General features: G+C 63.4%; 15 protein-coding genes. 6 read left to right on the top strand and 9 right to left on the bottom strand.

Going from position 1 to position 18,682, the window contains the following annotated elements:
• Nucleotides 1-32: 32 nt before the first annotated feature.
• The 4 genes from BMG03_RS07455 to BMG03_RS07470 are packed head-to-tail and all read left to right on the top strand — an operon-like array spanning nt 33 to nt 6,832.
• Entirely contained in the window at nt 33-1,874 is a 1,842-nt protein-coding gene (locus BMG03_RS07455; protein WP_077701166.1) for an efflux RND transporter periplasmic adaptor subunit, read from the top strand.
• 1 nt (nt 1,875) lies between these two features.
• The gene (locus BMG03_RS07460; RefSeq protein ID WP_075776044.1) at nt 1,876-4,026 is read left to right on the top strand and encodes a biotin/lipoyl-binding protein; all 2,151 of its coding nucleotides are present in this window, start codon (nt 1,876-1,878) and stop codon (nt 4,024-4,026) included.
• Nucleotides 4,019-6,013, top strand: a complete 1,995-nt coding sequence (locus BMG03_RS07465; protein WP_075776043.1) for a preprotein translocase subunit SecA — start codon at nt 4,019-4,021, stop codon at nt 6,011-6,013. Before BMG03_RS07460 ends, BMG03_RS07465 begins: the two co-directional genes overlap by 8 nt.
• A 12-nt stretch (nt 6,014-6,025) precedes the next feature.
• Nucleotides 6,026-6,832 (top strand): efflux RND transporter periplasmic adaptor subunit, encoded by an 807-nt coding sequence (locus BMG03_RS07470; RefSeq protein ID WP_075776042.1) that lies wholly within the window; start codon nt 6,026-6,028, stop codon nt 6,830-6,832.
• 54 nt (nt 6,833-6,886) lie between these two features.
• Here BMG03_RS07470 and BMG03_RS07475 read toward each other — a convergent pair whose 3' ends face one another.
• The 5 genes from BMG03_RS07475 to BMG03_RS07495 all read right to left on the bottom strand — a co-directional run bounded on the left by BMG03_RS07475 (nt 6,887) and on the right by BMG03_RS07495 (nt 11,981).
• Nucleotides 6,887-7,162 (bottom strand): hypothetical protein, encoded by a 276-nt coding sequence (locus BMG03_RS07475; protein ID WP_167733390.1) that lies wholly within the window; start codon nt 7,160-7,162, stop codon nt 6,887-6,889.
• Between the two features lie 267 nt (nt 7,163-7,429).
• Entirely contained in the window at nt 7,430-8,341 is a 912-nt protein-coding gene (locus tag BMG03_RS07480) for a glycoside hydrolase family 26 protein (RefSeq protein ID WP_233243027.1), read from the bottom strand.
• Between the two features lie 32 nt (nt 8,342-8,373).
• Nucleotides 8,374-10,188 (bottom strand): glycosyltransferase family 2 protein, encoded by a 1,815-nt coding sequence (locus BMG03_RS07485; protein WP_075776040.1) that lies wholly within the window; start codon nt 10,186-10,188, stop codon nt 8,374-8,376.
• Complete coding sequence (locus BMG03_RS07490) at nt 10,185-11,237, bottom strand: UDP-glucuronic acid decarboxylase family protein (RefSeq protein WP_077701167.1); 1,053 nt, start codon at nt 11,235-11,237, stop codon at nt 10,185-10,187. The genes BMG03_RS07485 and BMG03_RS07490 overlap by 4 nt, the downstream gene beginning before the upstream one ends.
• Before the next feature lie 312 nt (nt 11,238-11,549).
• Nucleotides 11,550-11,981 carry an autoinducer binding domain-containing protein gene (locus BMG03_RS07495; RefSeq protein WP_075776039.1) on the bottom strand — a complete coding sequence of 144 codons (432 nt, stop codon included), beginning with the start codon at nt 11,979-11,981 and terminating at the stop codon, nt 11,550-11,552.
• Nucleotides 11,982-12,080: 99 nt separating this feature from the next.
• Here BMG03_RS07495 and BMG03_RS07500 point away from each other — a divergent pair, with 99 nt between their 5' ends.
• The gene (locus BMG03_RS07500) at nt 12,081-12,683 is read left to right on the top strand and encodes a helix-turn-helix transcriptional regulator (protein ID WP_075776038.1); all 603 of its coding nucleotides are present in this window, start codon (nt 12,081-12,083) and stop codon (nt 12,681-12,683) included.
• Nucleotides 12,684-12,756: 73 nt separating this feature from the next.
• Nucleotides 12,757-13,422 (top strand): acyl-homoserine-lactone synthase, encoded by a 666-nt coding sequence (locus BMG03_RS07505; RefSeq protein WP_075776037.1) that lies wholly within the window; start codon nt 12,757-12,759, stop codon nt 13,420-13,422.
• Between the two features lie 74 nt (nt 13,423-13,496).
• On the opposite strand, the gene BMG03_RS07510 is transcribed toward BMG03_RS07505, so the two are convergent.
• The 4 genes from BMG03_RS07510 to BMG03_RS07525 form a co-directional block, all read right to left on the bottom strand.
• A complete protein-coding gene (locus tag BMG03_RS07510) occupies nt 13,497-13,928 on the bottom strand; it encodes a universal stress protein (RefSeq protein WP_075776036.1) in 432 nt (143 codons plus the stop codon).
• On the bottom strand, nt 13,925-16,540 hold the full coding sequence (locus BMG03_RS07515) for a TRAP transporter permease (RefSeq protein ID WP_075776035.1): 2,616 nt from the start codon (nt 16,538-16,540) through the stop codon (nt 13,925-13,927). The genes BMG03_RS07510 and BMG03_RS07515 overlap by 4 nt, the downstream gene beginning before the upstream one ends.
• A 109-nt stretch (nt 16,541-16,649) precedes the next feature.
• Nucleotides 16,650-17,624, bottom strand: coding sequence for a TAXI family TRAP transporter solute-binding subunit (locus tag BMG03_RS07520; protein WP_075776034.1), 975 nt, complete (start codon nt 17,622-17,624; stop codon nt 16,650-16,652).
• Between the two features lie 57 nt (nt 17,625-17,681).
• Nucleotides 17,682-18,545, bottom strand: a complete 864-nt coding sequence (locus BMG03_RS07525) for a MurR/RpiR family transcriptional regulator (protein ID WP_233243028.1) — start codon at nt 18,543-18,545, stop codon at nt 17,682-17,684.
• Nucleotides 18,546-18,682: the final 137 nt, after the last annotated feature.

Raw genomic sequence — 18,682 nt, forward strand, 5'->3', positions numbered from 1 at the left:
GGGCGCTGGGGAGCACCCTTGAGGGAGCCATTTTGCAGCAACACGCGGGGACAACCTCTGGCGAGGCGACGGGCTCGGTATTTCTGGATTCCGAAACCCTCGGCAGACTGAAAGCGGGGACCGACCGGTCGCATGTGTCGCAGGCTTGGCTCGACGCGATGGCGCGGCAGGTTACGGGTCTGGAGCAGGGGCTGGTGGTGCTTGCGGGGATCGGGCGGAGCCGCTTTGAGCCTGCCGGGGTCTGGCCCGAGAATGCAAAACCGAAACGCGAATTGATGGCCGCCGTGGACGGCGCGATCCATGCCGAGCGGATGGTGATCGAAACGCTGAGCGAAGGCGGCGCGGCCATCGCGGTGCCGATCCGGATGGAGGGCCATCTGCGCGGCGCAGCGGCAATCCAGATCGGCGCGAACCCGGACGCGCGCACTGACCTGGCAATTGATCAGCTGCAATGGGGCACGGGCTGGCTCGAGGCCTTCTTGCGCCGGAAGCAGGGCGGCTCGGGCGACAGCCTCGCCTCGGTGATCGAACTGCTCGCCACCAGCCTGCATTACGACCGTTTCACCGAAGCCGCGACCGCGGTGGCCTCGGAACTTGCGGGTGTGCTGAATTGCGAACTGGTTGCGATCGGCCTGACGCGCGGGCGTCATGCGCGCGTGCGGGCGCTGTCGAACTCGGCGAGCTTCGGCAAGCGGTCCAACCTCGTGCGCGCCATCGAAGCCGCGATGGACGAGGCGATCGATCAGCAGGCGGTGCTGAGCTATCCGCCACCCGAGGACGGGGGCGAACGGGTGCTGCGCGCCCATGCGACACTGTCGGAGATCGAAGGCGGGGCGACGCTCTGCACGGTGCCGCTGACCGAGGACAAGAAGCTGGTCGGCGCTCTGGTGCTGGAACGTCCGGCGGGCGAGCCGTTCGGGCGCGACACGATCCAGATGGCGGAATATGCGGGGGTGTTGCTGGGCCCGGTTCTGGCGATCAAGCGCCGCGAGGATCGTTGGCTGCCCGCGAAGACATGGGATGCCAGCGTCAATACGTTCAAGGCGCTGTTCGGCCCCAATCACGCGGCCCTGAAGCTGGCCGCGATTGCGTTGATCGCTTTGCTGGCTTTCGCGTGGTTCGCCAAGGGCATGTATCGCGTGACCGCCGATGCGACGGTCGAGGGCCGTATCCAGCGCGCGATCTCGGCACCCATCGAAGGCTATCTGGCCGAGGCCGATGCGCGCGCGGGCGATATCGTGAAGGCGGGCGAGGTGATGGCCAAGCTCGACGATCGCGACCTGCGGCTCGAGCGGCTGAAATGGGAAAGCCAGAAATCCAAACAGAGCCGCGAATATTCGCAAGCCATGGCCAAGCGCGAGCGCGCCAAGGCGCTGATCCTGCAAAGCCAGATCGAACAAGCGGATGCGCAGATCGAACTGCTCGATCAGGAAATCGGACGGATGGTGATCAAGGCGCCCTTCGACGGGGTCGTGGTCTCGGGCGATCTGACGCAGGCGTTGGGAGCCCCGATCGGGCGCGGCGACGTGCTGTTTCAGGTCGCCCCGCTCAACGACTACCGCGTGATGCTGCGCGTGGACGAGCGCGACGTGAAGGACGTAAAGGCGGGCGAGAGCGGGGCGCTGGTGCTCGCCTCGCTGCCCGACACCCCGATCGAAGTGAAGGTCGACCGGGTCACGCCGATCTCCAATGCCGAAGCCGGGGCGAACAAGTTCCTCGTCGAGGCCTCCGTTACCGACGGGCCCATCAACGCGCTGCGCCCCGGTATGGAAGGGGTAGCAAAGATCGAGGTCGAGGAACACCGCCTGGTCTGGATCTGGACCCGGCGGATCGTTCTCTGGGTGCGCATGACGCTCTGGTCCTGGTGGCCGTGAAATGGCCACCTCGCTCTTCTCTCCGTCCTGGTATCGGGTGAAGGATCTCAAACCGCGCCTGCGCAGGCATGTCGCGGTTCATCGGCATGACTATCGCGGCCGCGTCTGGTTCGTGATCCAGGACATCGCGACGGGGCGCTTCCATCGTATCTCGCCAGCCGCGTGGCGGCTGGTCGGGCTGATGAACGGCAAACGCACGATGGACGAACTGTGGAACACCACCAACGAGCAGCTTGGCGAGAAGGCCCCCACGCAGGACGAGGCGATCCGGCTGATGGGGCAGTTGCACGCCGCCGATGCGCTGATCTGTGACGTGCCGCCCGACGGGCGCGAGCTGTTCCGCCGCTACCAGCGCCACCAGTCGATGCAGATCAAGCAGAAGATCTGGTCGCCGCTCGCCGTCCGAATCCCGATCTGGGACCCGGACGCGTTTCTCACCCGCACCATGCCCTTCGTGCGCCCCTTCTTTACCCGCACCTTTGCGGTGATCTGGGTGCTGGTGGTGCTCGCGGGTTTCATCTTCGCCGCGATCAATTTCGGCGCGATAACCGACAACATCGCGGACCGGGTGCTGACGCCGAAGAACCTCTTCGTGCTGTGGCTGGTCTATCCGGTGGTGAAGGCGTTTCACGAATTGGGTCACGGATATGCGGTTAAGAAGAACGGCGGCGAGGTCCATGAAATCGGGATCATGCTGCTGGTTCTGGTGCCTGTGCCCTATGTCGACGCCTCCGCCGCCTCGGCACTGCGTGACAAGTATCAACGGATGCTGGTCGGAGGGATCGGGATCATGGTGGAACTGTTCCTCGCCTCGATCGCGCTCTTCGTCTGGCTTAATGCCGAGACCGGCGCGGCCCATGCGGTCGCCTATAACGTGATGCTGATCGGGGGCGTCTCTACGCTTCTGTTCAACGGCAATCCGCTGCTGCGCTTCGATGGCTATTACGTCTTCGCCGATTGGCTGGAGATCCCCAATCTTGGCCAGCGCGCGAACCGCTACTATGCCTATCTCGCGCAGAAATACCTGTTCGGGATGAAAGAGGCGGAACCCGTCACCTCGCTGCCCGCCGAGAAACGCTGGTTCCTGTTCTACGGGATCGCCGCTTTCATCTATCGCCTCTTCATCATGTTCGCGATCATCACCTATATCGCCGGCCGCTTCTTCTTCATCGGGGTGCTGCTGGCAGCTTGGGCGATCACGACGCAGATCCTCGTGCCCATAGGCAAATCCATGTCCTTTCTGTCTTCCAGTCCGAAACTCCGCTCCAACAGGCCGCGTGCGATCCTCGTGACGAGCGGGCTCATCGCCGCGCTTTTCGTGATCCTTTTCGTGCTGCCAGCACCGTATAGATCCGTGGTGAGCGGGGTGACCTGGCCTTCCGAGCAGGCGCAGGTGCGTGTCGGAACCAGCGGCTTCGTGACGGAGGTACCGGTCGCGACCTATGACGCGGTCAAGCCGGGCGAGGTGATGATCAAGCTCGACGATCCGCTGCTGCGCGCGCGGCTCGAGGTGCTGGACTCGCAACTTGCGGGGCTGGAGCTGCAGCGTCAGGCGGCGGTGCGCACCGACCGGGTCGAGGCAGAGATGATCGCAGCCGAGATTTCCGCGACCCGCGAAGACCGCAACCGGCTCGCCCAGCAGCTGGACGAATTGTCGATCCGCGCACCGCGCGCAGGTCTGGCCGTGGTGCCCAATGGCGAGGATCTGCAGGGAAGGTTCGCCAAGCGCGGGCAGGTGATCTCCTACGTTCTGACCGAGGAGGACACGGCGGCGTTGCGCGTTGTCGTCGGTCAGGACGATGTCGATCTGGTACGCAACGCGACGGGCCGCGTCGATGTGATGCCGGTCGAATATGGCGGCGAGAGCTATCCCGCGACCATCGTGCGCGAAGTGCCCGGCGGCATCCGCGACCTGCCGACGCCCGCGCTGGGGCTGCAGGGCGGCGGCACGGTTCCGGTCGATCCGGGCGACACCAAGGGGCTGCGCACGCTGCAACGGGTCTTCGAGTTCGAGCTGGAGATGGCCCCCGACGCCGCGCTGCCGCTGCTGGGTCGGCGCGTCGAGGTGCGTTTCTCTCACGGCACTCTGCCGATCGGGTTTCAGGCCTATCGCGCGCTGCGCCAGCTGTTCCTGAGGCTCTACGATGTCTGAGATACTCGTCCAGCGCCCCGGCCTGCTGACCGCCTTCTACCCCGAGCGCGAGGATGAACGCCTCGGCACGCTCGACCGGATCATGGCGAGCGCGGTGGGGCGGGTGTCGCAATTCTTCTCGGTCAAATCGGCGGCGGGCGCGGGTTTCCTGCGGCGCGTCGCGAAAGAGGAGAAGGCGCTTGCGAAGCTGGAGGCGCATGCCTTCAACGCGGCCCGTGTCGAGGTCGCGCAGATGCTGCGGGTGAAGGGGCTGCGCGCCGATCTGGTGGCCCGTGCCTTCGCGCTGGTGCGCATCCAGTCCGAACGTTCGCTTCAGATGCGCCCCTTCGACGTGCAGCTTCTGGGCGGGCGCGCGATGCTGCGGGGCCGGATCGCCGAGATGGATACCGGCGAGGGCAAGACGCTGACCGCGACGCAGCCCGCCGCGATCATGGCGCTGTCGGGCGTCCCGGTGCATATCGTGACGGTGAACGATTTCCTTGCCGCGCGCGATGCGGAATGGATGGGGCCGCTCTATCGGGCTTTGGGGCTCAGCGTCGGCGTTATCATCGAAGGGCTCAGCCCCGAGGAACGCCAGGCGGCCTATGCCTGCGATATTTGTTACTGCACGAACAAGCAGTTGGCTTTCGATTACCTCAAGGACCGGCTGGTGCTGGAGGGCGAGACCCGCGCGCTGCATATGGCGCTGGAGGGGCTGTCGAAGACCGATCCGAAACGGCAGCGGTTGCTGATGCGCGGGCTATGCTACGCGATCGTGGACGAAGCGGACAGCGTGCTGGTCGACGAGGCGCGCACGCCGCTGATCATCACCCGGGCGGGCGATCATTCGGGGCTGGAGCAGACCTATCTGCGCGCCGTCGAGATCGGGCGCAAACTGACCCGGCCGCGCGATTTCACCGTGCGCGAGAAGGAATGGAAGGTCGAACTGACCGATCTGGGCAAGGCGCGGCTGCGCCAGCTCAGCGCGCATTTCGGGGGCGTCTGGGCGACCGAGATTCACCGTGAGGAACTGGCGCGGCAGGCGCTCTCGGCGCTGCATCTTTATCACCGCGACAAGCATTACATCGTCGATGAGGCGGGCGTTCAGATCGTCGACGAATATACCGGCCGCGTGATGTCCGACCGCTCGTGGGAGCGCGGGCTACACCAGATGATCGAGGTGAAGGAAGGGTGCGAGATCACGGGGCGGCAAGAGACGCTGATCCGCATCTCCTATCAGCGTTTCTTCCGCCGCTATCTGACGCTGGCAGGCATGACGGGCACCGCGGCCGAAGTCTCCGGCGAGCTGCGCGCGGTCTACCGGCTACGCACGAAGCGCATCCCGACGAACCGCCGCTCGCGCCGTAAGAACTTGGGCGAGCGGCACTACGCGACTGCCGATCAGAAATGGCGCGCCGTGCTGGCCGAGGCCAAGCGCGTTCACATGACGGGCCGCCCGATCCTGATCGGCACGCAATCCATCGCCGCCTCTGAAGAGATCAGCGCGCTCCTGACCGAAGAGGGGCTGACGCATCGCGTGCTCAACGCCCGCGAGACCGAGCACGAGGCCCATATCATCGCCGAAGCGGGCGGGCATGGGCGGATCACGGTCGCGACCAACATGGCCGGGCGCGGCACCGATATCCGCATCGATCAGCAGATGAGCGCCCTTGGCGGGCTGCATGTCATCGCGACGGGCCGCCATGACGCGCGCCGCATCGATCGTCAGCTTTTCGGGCGCTGCGGACGGCAAGGCGATCCGGGCAGTTTCATCACTTTCGTCTCGCTCGAGGACGATTTGCTGCGGGTCTTCTACGGCACACGGCTCTCCAGCCTGATCCGCACTTTTTCGGGCGGGAAGGGACGTGTGCCGTGGCTGATCGGCGCGCCCGTGACCCGGCTTGCGCAACGTGCGACCGAAGCGCGCCATTCGGGCGTGCGCAAAGCGCTTCTGCGCGCCGACGACAATCTCGAAGACCTGCTCGCCTTCAGCGGCAGGGGCAACTGAAAGGGACCACCCATGCGGCTTACTTCCATCACCCTTCTTTTGGCCCTCGGTCCCGGTGCGGCGCTCGCGCAGGATCAGGAGCGCTTCGATTGCCTGATCGACCCGGGGCAAGTGCTCGAGATCGGCTCGGCGGTGGACGGGGTGATCGATCAGGTTTTCGTCTCGCGCGGGGATACGGTGAAGAAGGGCGACCCGATCGCGAAGCTGGAATCGAAGGCGGAAGAGGCGCAGCTGACCTATGCGAGGGAACGCGCGCAGGATGAGGGGCCGATCGACATCGCGCGCTCCAAGGTGGCGCTGCTGCAAAAGGCCGCCGACCGCGCGACCGAGATGGGCAAGCGTAACGTGATGGCAGATGCGCAGGTGCAGGAGGCGCAGACCAATGCGGAGGTCGCGCAACTGGAGCTGCGCTCGGCCCAGATGGACCAGCATCTGGCGAAGCTCGATCTGCAGCGGGTGGAGGCGCAACTGGCGCGGCGCGAAATCCGCTCACCGATCGACGGGCTGGTGATCACTCGGATGATGGGGCCGGGCGAATATGTCTATTCGCAAGCGCCGATCGCGCAGCTCGCGCAGATCGACCCGCTGCATGTCGAGGTCTTCCTGCCGACCGCGATGTATGATCGGGTCAAGAAGGATCAGGTGTTGAAGGTCTATCCTGCCGCGCCCGTGGGCGGCGAATACGACGCGACGGTGAGCGTCGTCGACAAGGTCTTCGATGCGGCGTCGGACACGTTCGGGGTACGCCTCGCGCTGCCCAATCCCGAGGGAAAACTGCCCGCCGGGATCGATTGCACCGTGGGGTTCCCCGCCGAATAAGCGCGAGGCGGCCCGGTTAGGACAGGGCCGTCATCCCATGCATGTGCGCGGCGCTCAGCGCTGGAAGCAGTTTGCTTTCTTGCCGAAACCCGCGGGCGAGCAAATCCACTTGCCGTTGCCGATGAACCGGGTCTGAACGACGCGCGGGGTCGCTTGCGATTTGCTGGTGCGCCCGGCGAGCCAGTCGAACTTGGCGCTGCCATGCCCGGCCGTGCTCTTGGCGGCGACGCGGATCGGTTTGAGATCCAGCATGCCGGCTTGTTGCGCATGGGCGCTGCTCAGCGGGGCAGCAAAGATCAGGCCGGCCACGACAAGGCGGGCCGCTTTCACGGATAAAAACGTCATCGGAACTGTAATCCTGTCTGCTCGTGTTGCGGTCTGGCCCTTCCCGTCTGCGCGGAAGAGGGCCGATTGCGTCCTCATGCAGAAGGATTGGTCGATCCCAGCCTATGGGTCAAGTTGGTAGGTGACGTGGCGGGAAGCAGGCAAGATCATGGCAAATCGCAAAAGTGCCGCGCGGGAGGATTTCCCGCGCGGCATCAAGGTCTTGTCTAGAGGTGGTGTGATAGGCGAAAACTCGCCACTATCCGTGGTGGGTTACGTCAAAACCTGATTTTTGATTCGCCAATCCGGGGCGCCGAACCCTTCCGGCCACGGATAGACCTCGCGCTGGTTGAAGTAGCTGACGCCGACGAGGCTCGGATAATCCGACAATTCCTGACGGACGCGGTCGCGCCACATCGAAACATAGGACTGGTTTCCGACATAGCCGAGCTCGGCCACCGCGACCGGTTTGCCATAGGTCGCCGCCCGAGCGTAGCGGGGCGCGAAGATGTCGTCGAAGGTCTGATCGCGCCCGAACTTGGCCTGATCCCAGGCCTGCAGTCCGAAGACCGTGAGCCCGACGATATCGGCGTAGTCGTCGCCCGGGTAATAGTCGCCCATGTTCTCGTCGCCCAGCGGCGACCACATCAGGTTGATCTTCGGCGCCCGGTCGCGGGCGACGTCGGTCATCCGGCGATAAGCTGCGATGTAGTCGTCGGGGTTCCAATCCGACCAGATGAACTGGCCGGACTTGTCGTCCATCTCATGGGCGAAGCGCAGGGTGACCGGGCTTTGCAGCGTCGCCAGCACATCGGCCACCGCGATCATGTTGGCGTCGTATTCGCCCCGCTCGATCCCGCGGCGCAGATATTGCGCGGTGTTGCGCTCCGAGCGCGACCATGTCCAGGGCTCCAGTGTCACCAGAAGTGCGCGGTTGCGTTCGAGCGCATAGCTATCGGCATCATTCAGCGACGGAAGGAAAACGTCCTCCCAGGGCAGGAACAGGTGTTCGATCACCACGCCCGACACATCCGCAAAATCACCATCGGGATCATAGACCCCGAACGGCAAGGAGCCGGGCGGCACACTGACATCCGCAGCGAATGCCGGTCGCGCCGATACGGTCAGTCCCAACGCCGCGGCACCGGCCATCACCTCGCGACGGGTCATCAGATCATAAGCCATTTCAGTCTCCTCCTTTTGGGCGCGAAGCCCCGTCACTTCCAGCTCGGTTTGATGAGGAACTTCGCTTGTCCCGGAGCGCCCATGCCGGCCCCCGAGACGATGTATTCGACCTTTGCGAGCTGAACCGATGTCAGCCCGATCGTGAGCGCGTAGACGCTTTCGCCGCCGCGGAGCCAAAGGGCTCCGAAACTCAGCGAGACGATGACGCTCAGTGTGCCCATCTGAACCGCCATGTCGCGGGGCCAGCCGCGCCAATCGATCTGAACGCGGCGCGCGCGAGCGCCGAAGATCACGCTCAGCAAGACGAAATAGAACGCGGCGTTGAACATGGAGAGGAGGTAAAACCCGCGCGCCTCGATGACGTTGTCCACCAAAAGAACCGGCAGCAAGGCCCCCAGGGCCAGCCCGCCATAGACGGCGATGATCCGCTCGGGCAGCATCGTCGAGGCCGCTTCGCCCTTCGGTGTGATCCGAAAATCGACGAATCTTCCCGATAGCCTGTCATAGATGGCCATGATGCAGCCCCATAGCACCCAAGGCCATTGCATCATCACGAAGAGCGCTTTCTCCCACGCGATGATCTTTGCATCGCGCGGACGGAAGAACTGATCTCGCCGCAGCATGAAGGCGAAAATCAGCGTCACGATGCCGGCGGGCAGCACATGTCCGATAAAGGCGGGGTAGGTCACGTCGGCAAAACGCATGTCGAAGCTGATCGCGATGATCGGGGCGATATACATCGTCGACATCGAAAGCGCGAAGAAGACATACCAGCTTTGGCAGAGCACGAAGAGGAACTTCAGCCGCCACGGCATTTTCCCGACATAGTACGGGGTATAGCGCAGAAGCAGGCTCAGCAGCGAGCGCGACCACTGGAATTCCTGGGTGATCAGGTCGGTCACCGTGGCCGGACCGTCGCCGATCGCAATCGCATCGATCGCGTGAACGCCTCGCCAGCCAGCCGCGTTCATCAGGAGTGTCGTCGAATGATCTTCTGCAAGTTCGGGACCTAGGCCGCCAGCTTCCTTCAGCGCAGAGGTGCGCACAGCGTAATGCGACCCGATGCACATCGGCGCCAGCGCTCCCGTATAGCCCATCTGCAAAACGCCGTGAAAGGCAGCCTCGGCATAGAGCCGCGTGCGCGAGGCCCAGCTTTCCTTCGCATTGGACGCACAGATCGACGGCGCACTGACATACCCCACCGCATCATCGGCGAAGGGGCGCAGCATCTCGCGCAGGTATCCCGGTTGCGGCACGTGATCCGCGTCGAGCTGGCTCACGATATCATAATCGCGATAGCCCCAATGGTCGTAGAAATAGGCGAGGTTGCCCTCTTTGCAGCGCGTCCGTCGCGGCCATTCCTTGCGATGGTACGCCTCGATGCCCTGGCGGCTGGACACCTTCACCCCGTGGATCTTGCACCATGCGAGCGTTTCGGGCGAGGGCGCCTCGTCGGCCAGCCACGTGTCATGCGGATAATCCTGTGCGAGCATCGCCTCCAGCGTGCGGCGGACAACCGAGAAGGGCTCAGACGGGGTTTTCGTGGTGATCATCGCTACGCGCCAGCGACCCGGCTCCGGCAGGGGGGAGACCGGTCGTAGCGCCTGCAGGAAGATCACGAAGAAATAGACCTGCATCGCCAGAAGCCAGATTAGCACCCCGGTGAGGATCAAATAAGGCACCGTCGCAAGGATATGCGACGGTGTGAGCCACCAGCTCCAGAAATAGACCGTGGCGAGCATCCACAGCGCGAACAGCACCCGGTAGCGCAGCGCCTGTCTCGGGGAGAGGATCGGTGCCAGATGCCCCGCCGCGATTGCGGCCCGTATGTCGGGGCGCTGGATCATTCCGCGGCCGTCGCGATCGGGGGGGCGGCTTCGGATGCCGCGCCCGTCATTTCGGCCCGGAAATAGGCGATGGTCGGCACTAGGCCGTCGCGCAATGCGATCTCGGGATGCCAGCCCAGGCGGGTCTCGGCGCGGGTGATGTCGGGGCAGCGCTGCATCGGATCGTCGAGCGGCAGGTCCGAAACCACGAGCGGCGCCCGGCTATCGCACATGTCGCGCACGATATGGGCAAGCTCGGCGACGGTATATTCGCCCGGATTGCCCAGATTTACCGGATCGTGGCCAACCGTCTCGCTTTCCATCAGCGCGACCAGCCCGCTGATCAGATCGTCGACATAGCAAAGCGAGCGAGTCTGCGTGCCGCCGCCATAGAGTTGGAGCGGCGCGCCACGGATCGCCCGCGTGACGAAATTCGAGATCACGCGGCCGTCCTCGGGGTCCATCCGGGGCCCGTAGGTATTGAATATCCGCGCGATGCGGGTGTCGATGCCGCGGCTGGCCTGAAGGTCGTGGAACAGTGTTTCTGCCGCGCGCTTGCCCTCGTCGTAGCAGGCGCGGGGGCCGGTGGTGTTCACGCGTCCGCGATAGTCTTCGTGCTGGGGCGAGATGTCAGGATCGCCATAGACCTCAGAGGTCGAAGCCTGAAGAATGCGCGCGCCCTTCTCCTCGGCCAAGGTCAGAAGGTTCAGCGACCCGGCGATGCAGGTCTGGAACGTGTGCAGCGGATCGAGCTGGTATTTCGGCGGCGAGGCCGCGCAGGCGAGGTTGTAGATCCGGTCGATCTCGCCCTCGATCCGCAGCGGTGCGATGACGTCATGCCAGAAGAAAGTGAAATCGCGATGCTCCGACAGGTGGGCGATATTCTGTCGCCGCCCGGTCTGGAGGTTGTCGATGCAGATAACGGCGTGACCGGCCTCGATCAGCCGGTCGCACAGGTGCGATCCCAGAAACCCGGCCCCTCCGGCAACCAGACAACGCAACTGCCCCCGATGTCGGCGCGGCCGTGCCCAAGAGATATCTTGCGTCTCGAAACGTGGCAGATGCGTCATGTTCCCCCCCACAGAAGAACGGCAGCGACTGCCCAGTCCGGTTTGATGTCGACTTAATCGCTTTGGGCCGGACCAGGCCCGTCGATCCCGATTACAGATACTTAAGAGGTTAGGGGGCGCCTTTCGCGCCTATCAAGCGAAAGCCAAGCTTTTCGACCGAAATTCGAATGGCCGACAAAAACCAACCTTCGGTTAGATGAAATTTACACGCCGAGGTTGAATTAGGTGCAGCGGCTTCGGCCAGTCGGAATTGCAGAGACCCGTTGATTCGATTTGCACAATCGGCGCGAGACTGGTGCGAAAGGCCGCGTCTCAGAGGTCAGAGAGGCCCGCCGTAAGATTGTGTAGCTGCCGGGTCATCTCCAACAGCTCCTGCGCCTCGGCCTCAGAGAAAGGCTGGGTAGAGCGGGTGAAGCCCGAGATCGAACGAGAGCCGTTTTCCAGCACCGCGCAGGTCAACCCGTTCCGAAGGCCATGGGCTTTTGCCCCCTCCAAGACCCCTTTGGGGTCATCGAGATCCTCCCAACGCACGATACCCTCGTGTTGCATCCCCCACAGCACGACGGGATCATCCATCATCATGCCCTTCTCGCTATATTCCTCGATCCACGGCTCGGGGTAGGTGCGATACAGGATGTTCGGGCGGGTAAAGCGGATATGCAGGGCAAACGCGAAACCGGTGTCGCAGGTTTGACCGAGTTCCTTGAGAAGGTTATCGATTTCCTTGCGGTTTGCTGTTTCCATCACGGGATTTCGTCTTTAGGTTGTCGGAAGAGGGTCTCAGCGTCCCGCGCGACGGTAGGCTGAGACCGCATCGAGTGCAAGTGAATTGACCATCAGATCATGGAACTGAGGGACTGCGAAACGCGATTGAATCAAATCGCCCCTGCCGGGTTTTATCTCGCGCTAAGGGTTGGCTATTCTTTCCCTGAGGCCGAACTCAACCGTCTGAACAGTGACTGGGTGGACATCTACACTCAGCACGGTCTGGTGGTGCAGGACCCTTCGATGCACTGGGTCTATCACAATGTTGGGTACGTGCGCTGGGCCGATCTGAAAGACGATCCCCGCGACGTCGTCGGGATGGCGCGGCGCATGGGACTTCTCTATGGCGCGACAATCTCGTTCAACACGCCGCGCGATGTCGGGCGACGCAGCCACGCCGCGCTGTTCCGGTCGGATCGGGACTTCACTGATGCCGAGCTGCAGGAAGCGTTCGAGATGCTCAAGACCTTGCATGTCGATGCCTCGCAACGCTCTCTCACGGCAGCCGAACTCGAGGCGATCCGCTACCGCGCGGATGGGCTCTTGATCAAGCAGATCGCCGCGAAACTCGCGATTTCCGAGAGCGGCGTGAAGGCCCGGCTTTCCTCTGCCAGCCGAAAGCTGGGTGCGCGAAATGCGATCGAGATGCTCGCAATCGCGACGTCGAGGCGACTCATCTAGGCTGGTACAACCTAAAAGGGTGAATTTTTTACAAATTCGTGGTTTCGATGGAGTTATCCAGAAGGAGGCTCCAATGCAAAACTGCACTTTCGAATTCTCGCAACTTCACCGCTTCGGCACCGCGTTTTACGACTTTCTGCGCCTGCGCAAGGAGGTCTTCGTCGACACGCTCGGTTGGGACGTGCCGCATAACGACGAAGTGGAGATGGATCAATATGATACGCCCCTAGCGCATTACTCGCTCGTGCTGAAGGAGGGGCAGGTGGTGGGCGGTGCGCGCGCGATGTCCACCGCAGCGATCTGGGGTGGCAATACCTACATGCTGCGCGACGCGCATCTGGGAAAGTTGCCGCATATTCCGCCGGAAATCCTGCCGACCGAAATTGCCAGCGAGACGGTCTGGGAATGTACGCGGCTGGTGATTTCCGACGCGCTGACCACGCAGGCGGAGCGCGCGACCTGCCTGCGGTTGATCGTCGACGGGCTGGTGGAACGCGCCAAGGAGCGGGGCGCGGACGAGCTGATCTGTCTCTCGTCTCTCGCGCTGATGCGGGCGCTGCGCCAGCTTGGCTACGATGTGAGCCGGATGGGCTCGACCTATCGCAACGACGAGGACGGGCGGCAATACGCGGCGCTGCGGATGCCCGCGGAATATTCCACGCAGCGGCGTCGCGAGATGGCCGAGGCCTGCGTGCTGGCGGCCCGGTCGGCGCCGCGCCAGTTGCATACCGCTGCCTGAGCCGGTGCGGGATAAGAAAAAGGGCGCGCCCATCGCCCGGGCGCGCCCCTAAATCTTCGGCGTCGGTCGCGCGCTCAGCGCACGACGAAGACGCAGCAATTGGAGTGCCGCACGACCCGAGCAGCGTTCGGCCCGAGCAGATAATCGCTGAGATCGGGGCGATGCGCCCCAAGCACGATCATGTCCGCGCCGTCTTTCTCGGCCAGCGACAGGATCTCGTGATAGGCCGTGCCGACGCCCACGATGTGCCGCACCTTGGCGTTCACCTCGGGGCCCACGACCTCGGCGACGAAGTCATGCAGCAGCTCGCGCGCGTGCTCCTTCGCCTTCGCTGTGTGATCGTCCGAGAAAAAGGCCCCCACAACCGCCGAGCCGTAATCGGGCACCACGGTGATCACGTCGAGCTGTGCGTCTTCCATCTTGGCCAGCCGCGCCGCCCATTCGAGCACTTTGCGCTCGGTCTTGGGGCGGTTCATGTCGATCGCGCAGAGAATGGTATTGGTCATGCCGGTTCTCCTTCAGCAAAGGCCGCGTCATCGTCTTCCCTGCGCCGATATTGCAGGAAAGCGATGAGCGCGAGAAGCGCGAAAGCGGGGATGAACATCAGCTCTTTCGGAAGCTGGTCGTTCGGCACCTTCACGTTGGACAGTGTGACGGGCGTGTCGCCGTAAAAGTCGAAGCCCTGCAGTTTCTGCTGCAACTCCGAGCCGAACATCGGCTCGTCCGCGACCATCTTTCCGTCCGTTTCGGTGAAGCTCAGGCCGAGCTTGTCGAGCCGGTCCTGCCCCGTCGCGCCTTCGGGCACCTTGACCAGCACGGTCAGGTCCTTCGGTTCTTCGGTGGTGTAATCGGGACCCGAGAAGATCAGTCGCAGCTCACGCCCGACCGGTGCCTTGTCGAGGCGCTGCGTGATGTTCGCAGGCGGCACCTCGTTATAGGGCGGCTCGATCATGTTCATGAAATAGCCGGGACGGAACAGGGTGAAGGCGATCAGAAGAAGCGCCACCGTCTCCCAGATCTTCGAACGGGTGACGAACCACCCCATCGTGCCCGCGGTGAAGACGAGGATGCCGATCGTCGCGATGACGAAGACGAAGATCGCCTGATACCACGTCACGTCGATCAGCAGCAGATCGGTGTTGAAGATGAACACGAAGGGCAGGGCGACCGTGCGCAGCGAATAGAAGAACGCCGTGAAGCCGGTCTTGATCGCGTCGCCTCCCGAGACTGCCGCCGCCGCGAAGGAGGCAAGGCCCACGGGTGGCGTCACGTCCGCCATGATCCCGAAGTAGAACACGAACAGGTGCACCGCTATCAGCGGTACCACGAGGCCCGACTGCGCGCCCAGATGGACGACGACGCCCACCATCAGCGAACTGACGACAATGTAGTTCGCCGTGGTCGGCAGGCCCATCCCGAGGATCAGCGACAGGATCGCCACGAAGATCAGCATCAGGATCAGGTTGCCACCCGAGAGGAACTCGACGAAATCGGCCATCACCTGACCGATCCCGGTCAGCGAGACGGTGCCTACGATGATCCCGGCGGTGGCGGTGGCCAGGCCGATCCCGATCATGTTGCGCGCGCCGTCGATCATGCCGCCGATCAGGTCGAGAACGCCTTCACGGAAGCGGCTCATCGGGGCGCTCTCGCCGCGGAAGGCGGCCTTGAGCGGTTTCTGGGTGAGCAGGATGAAGAACAGCAGGAACGAGGCCCAGAAGGCCGACAGGCCCGGCGACTTGCGCTCGATCATCAGGAAATAGACCAGAACGACGATCGGGAGCAGGTAGTAGAGGCCCGCCTTGTAGATATCCTTGATCTCCGGAAGCTTCACGATCTCGGAGTTCGGATCGTCCGGCTCCAGATCGGGCGCTTTCGCGGCGACCCAGACGAGGCCGAGATAGACCAAGACGACGAGCAGAGACAGAACCCAGCCTGCGCCTTCGGGTACCATCGAGGTGATGAGGCGCACCGGGTATTGAGTGGCATAGCACAGCGCCGCAAAGCCCGCGAAGAAGGCGAACATGCCGAAGGCGGTGCGCCAGACCGAGACCACGCGGTCGCCGATCGTCGGCATGCGGTTTTTCACGGCCTCCAGATGCACGATGTAGAACAGTGCGATGTAGGAGATGATCGCCGGGATAAAGGCGTGCTTGATGACCTCCAGATAGGAGATGCCGACATATTCGACCATCAGGAAGGCGGCGGCCCCCATCACCGGCGGCATGATCTGGCCGTTGACCGAAGAAGCCACCTCGACCGAGCCGGCTTTCTCTGCCGAGAAGCCTACGCGTTTCATCAGCGGAATGGTGAAGGTGCCGGTGGTGACCACGTTCGCGATCGACGAGCCCGAGATCAGGCCGGTCGCCGCAGAGCCCACGACGGCGGCTTTCGCAGGTCCGCCGCGCAGGTGGCCGAGCGCGCCGAAGGCCATCTGGATGAAGTAGTTGCCCGCGCCCGCTTTCTCGAGCAGCGCGCCGAACAGCACGAAGAGGAAGACGAACTTGGTCGAGACGCCGAGCGCGATCCCGAACACCCCCTCGGAGGTGATCCACATGTGGCTCATCGCCTTGCGCAGGCTCGCACCGGCCCAGCGGATCTGTTCGGGGAAGAACTCCGACGAGCCGAAGAACACATAACACAGGAACACGATCGCCAGCAGCACCATGACCGGGCCGAGCGTGCGATAGGCTGCGATGAAGAGGAAGATGATGCCTAGGACCGAGATATAGGAGTCCTGCATATCGGCGAGTCCGCCATTGTCGACGATCTTCTGGTAGAAGAAATAGCCGTACAGCGCGAGAAGCGCCCCGCCTACCGCGAGGATCCAGTCATACCACGGCACATGGTCCTTGGGTGAGGACTTGAACAGCGGATAGGCCATCGCCGAGAGGAAGATGGCATAGGCCAGATGGATCTGGCGGGCATTGTTGATCAGGTCGCCCGGCAGCACATAGGGCCCGATGGGCGAGGCCAGAAGCACCTGGAAGATCGACCAGCTCAGCGCCACCACGGCGACCATGAGCCCGACCCATCCCTTGGGGCTGCGCGCCCCGCTGTCAGAAGCTTGTACGAGCTCCTGCAATTCTTGTTCATTCAAGGCGCGATTTTCCGCCATCGTTCCCCCTTGCGACCCAACGGGCCGTCCGCCTGTTCCGGCATGATCTTAGTAGCTGAAACTGAAAAGGGCGGGCACGCAAGCGCGCCCGCCCGAATATGCGCAGGGATTACTTAATCCAGCCGCGTTCCTTGTAGTACTTCAGAGCGCCCGGATGGATCGGAGCCGAGAGACCGGCGGTGACCATTTCCTCGGGCTTCAGATGCGCGAAGGCCGGGTGCAGCTTCTTGAACTCGTCGAAGTTGTCGAAGACCGACTTCACCAGCGCATAGACGACATCATCGGGCTCGTCGGCCGAGGTCACGAGGGTCGCGCGCACGCCGAAGGTCTTCGTGTCGTCGGGGTTGCCACGATACATGCCGCCGGGGATCGTCGCGGTGGCGTAGTACGGGTTGTCGGCGACCAGCTTGTCGACCGCGTCGCCCGTGACGTTCACGAGGTTCGCGTCGCAGGAGGTGGTCGCTTCCTGGATCGAACCGGAGGGGTGACCCACGGTGTAGACCATCGCGTCGATCTGGTTGTCGCAGAGCGCTTTCGACTGCTCGGCGGCCTTCAGCTCGGTCGCGAGCGCGAAGTCCGAGGTTTTCCAGCCCATCGCATCCATCAGCACTTCCATCGTGCCGCGCTGACCCGAACCGGGGTTGCCGATGTTCACGCGCTTGCCCTTGAGGTCTTGGAAGTTCTTGATGCCGCTATCGGCACGCGCGACGACGGTGAAGGGCTCGGGGTGGATCGAGAACACGGCGCGCAGCTTCTCGAACGGACCCTGATCGGAGAACTTCGAGTCGCCCTTGTAGGCGTGGTACTGCCAATCCGACTGGGCGATGCCGAAGTCCAGTTCGCCCGAACGGATGGTGTTGATGTTGTAGACCGAACCGCCGGTGGACTCGACCGAGCAACGGACGCCGGTTTCCTTGTGGCTCTTGTTCATCAGGCGGCAGATCGCGCCGCCGGTCGGGTAGTAGACGCCGGTGACGCCGCCGGTCCCGATGGTGATGAAGGTCTCGTCGGCTGCGTTCGCCGCGGGCGCCATCAGCGCGCCGGCGACGGCCGCGACGGCCCCGAGTTTGAAGAACTGTTTCATGTAGTCACTCCCGTTGATCGTTTTTGGGTGTCGGTTCAGTGGTACGGTCCGCCTCGGTCAGCGTGCATAGACTTCGTCGAGAAGCCTGTTGCGCCGTTCGACCTCGGCGATCCGTTCGGTTGCGCGGGGTCCCGCGCGCTTCGCCACCAGCGCCAGAATTGCTTCGAGCAAGAACAGCGTGGCGACGTAACTCGTGTAGAAATGCGGGCTGTCGGTGGGCACGATGAAGGTCTCATCGGCCGCGTGCAGCGCCGGACAGCTGCGGCTGTCGGTAATCAGCGTGACATGGGCGCCCTGTTCATGGGCATGGATCGCGCTGCGGATGGTGGAGCGCGCGAAGGGCGGCTTGGTGATCACCAGAACCGCGTCGCGCTCGTCGAGCCCGGCGAGCGTCGCGCCCAGCGACGAGCCCGCGCGGGCGCCCAGCTCCCAGTTGTCGCCAAGGAAATTGGCGATATAGGCGGTGTATTCCGCAATCCCCGTCGAACCTAGCGCGCCCAGCAGCACCACCCGGCGGGCGGCGGCGATCTTGTCGGCCACGGCCTCGAGCCGTCCCGGTTCGATCGCGGCGGTCAGGGCCGCGATATTGTCCTGCGTGGCCGCGGCATACCGGTTGAGGAAGCTGTCCTGCGGATCGGCAGCGTCCTTCTGCAGCCGGTCGGCGCGGTCCGCGAAGGGTGAAACACGGCGACCGATCTGGTCGCGCATGGTCTCGCGCAGCTCTTCGAAATTCTCGTATTCGAGCGCATGGGCGAGGCGGGTGAAGGTCGCGGGCGCAAGGTTCGACTCGCTCGCCAGCATACGCAGCGAGCGCGTGGCGATGCTCACCGGATTGTCTGCGATATAGTCGCCCGCCTCACGCAAACGCGTGGAGAGGCTGCCATATTGCGCAGCCAATCGCTGTTCGAAACTGCCGGACAATGCTCCTCCCCAGGTTCCATCACCAGTTATCGCGTCGCGGTGACCGTTTCATTTGTTTCATATATTGTCAATGCGTAAAACATATGTTTCATGGGGTGATCAGCGACCCTCACGCAATCTTGTCCCGAAGGAGGGAC

It is taken from the genome of Thioclava nitratireducens, from assembly GCF_001940525.2.
Lineage (GTDB): Bacteria > Pseudomonadota > Alphaproteobacteria > Rhodobacterales > Rhodobacteraceae > Thioclava > Thioclava nitratireducens.

What these genes read in the sequence shown, in the direction of transcription:
- BMG03_RS07505 (WP_075776037.1), top strand. Translation starts at nt 12,757, where the DNA reads ATGCAAAACTGCACTTTCGAATTCTCGCAACTTCACCGCTTCGGCACC.
- BMG03_RS07510 (WP_075776036.1), bottom strand. Translation starts at nt 13,928, where the DNA reads ATGACCAATACCATTCTCTGCGCGATCGACATGAACCGCCCCAAGACC.
- BMG03_RS07460 (WP_075776044.1), top strand. Translation starts at nt 1,876, where the DNA reads ATGGCCACCTCGCTCTTCTCTCCGTCCTGGTATCGGGTGAAGGATCTC.
- BMG03_RS07480 (WP_233243027.1), bottom strand. Translation starts at nt 8,341, where the DNA reads ATGGCTTATGATCTGATGACCCGTCGCGAGGTGATGGCCGGTGCCGCG.
- BMG03_RS07465 (WP_075776043.1), top strand. Translation starts at nt 4,019, where the DNA reads ATGTCTGAGATACTCGTCCAGCGCCCCGGCCTGCTGACCGCCTTCTAC.
- BMG03_RS07490 (WP_077701167.1), bottom strand. Translation starts at nt 11,237, where the DNA reads ATGACGCATCTGCCACGTTTCGAGACGCAAGATATCTCTTGGGCACGG.
- BMG03_RS07495 (WP_075776039.1), bottom strand. Translation starts at nt 11,981, where the DNA reads ATGGAAACAGCAAACCGCAAGGAAATCGATAACCTTCTCAAGGAACTC.
- BMG03_RS07520 (WP_075776034.1), bottom strand. Translation starts at nt 17,624, where the DNA reads ATGAAACAGTTCTTCAAACTCGGGGCCGTCGCGGCCGTCGCCGGCGCG.
- BMG03_RS07500 (WP_075776038.1), top strand. Translation starts at nt 12,081, where the DNA reads ATGGAACTGAGGGACTGCGAAACGCGATTGAATCAAATCGCCCCTGCC.
- BMG03_RS07515 (WP_075776035.1), bottom strand. Translation starts at nt 16,540, where the DNA reads ATGGCGGAAAATCGCGCCTTGAATGAACAAGAATTGCAGGAGCTCGTA.
- BMG03_RS07470 (WP_075776042.1), top strand. Translation starts at nt 6,026, where the DNA reads ATGCGGCTTACTTCCATCACCCTTCTTTTGGCCCTCGGTCCCGGTGCG.
- BMG03_RS07485 (WP_075776040.1), bottom strand. Translation starts at nt 10,188, where the DNA reads ATGATCCAGCGCCCCGACATACGGGCCGCAATCGCGGCGGGGCATCTG.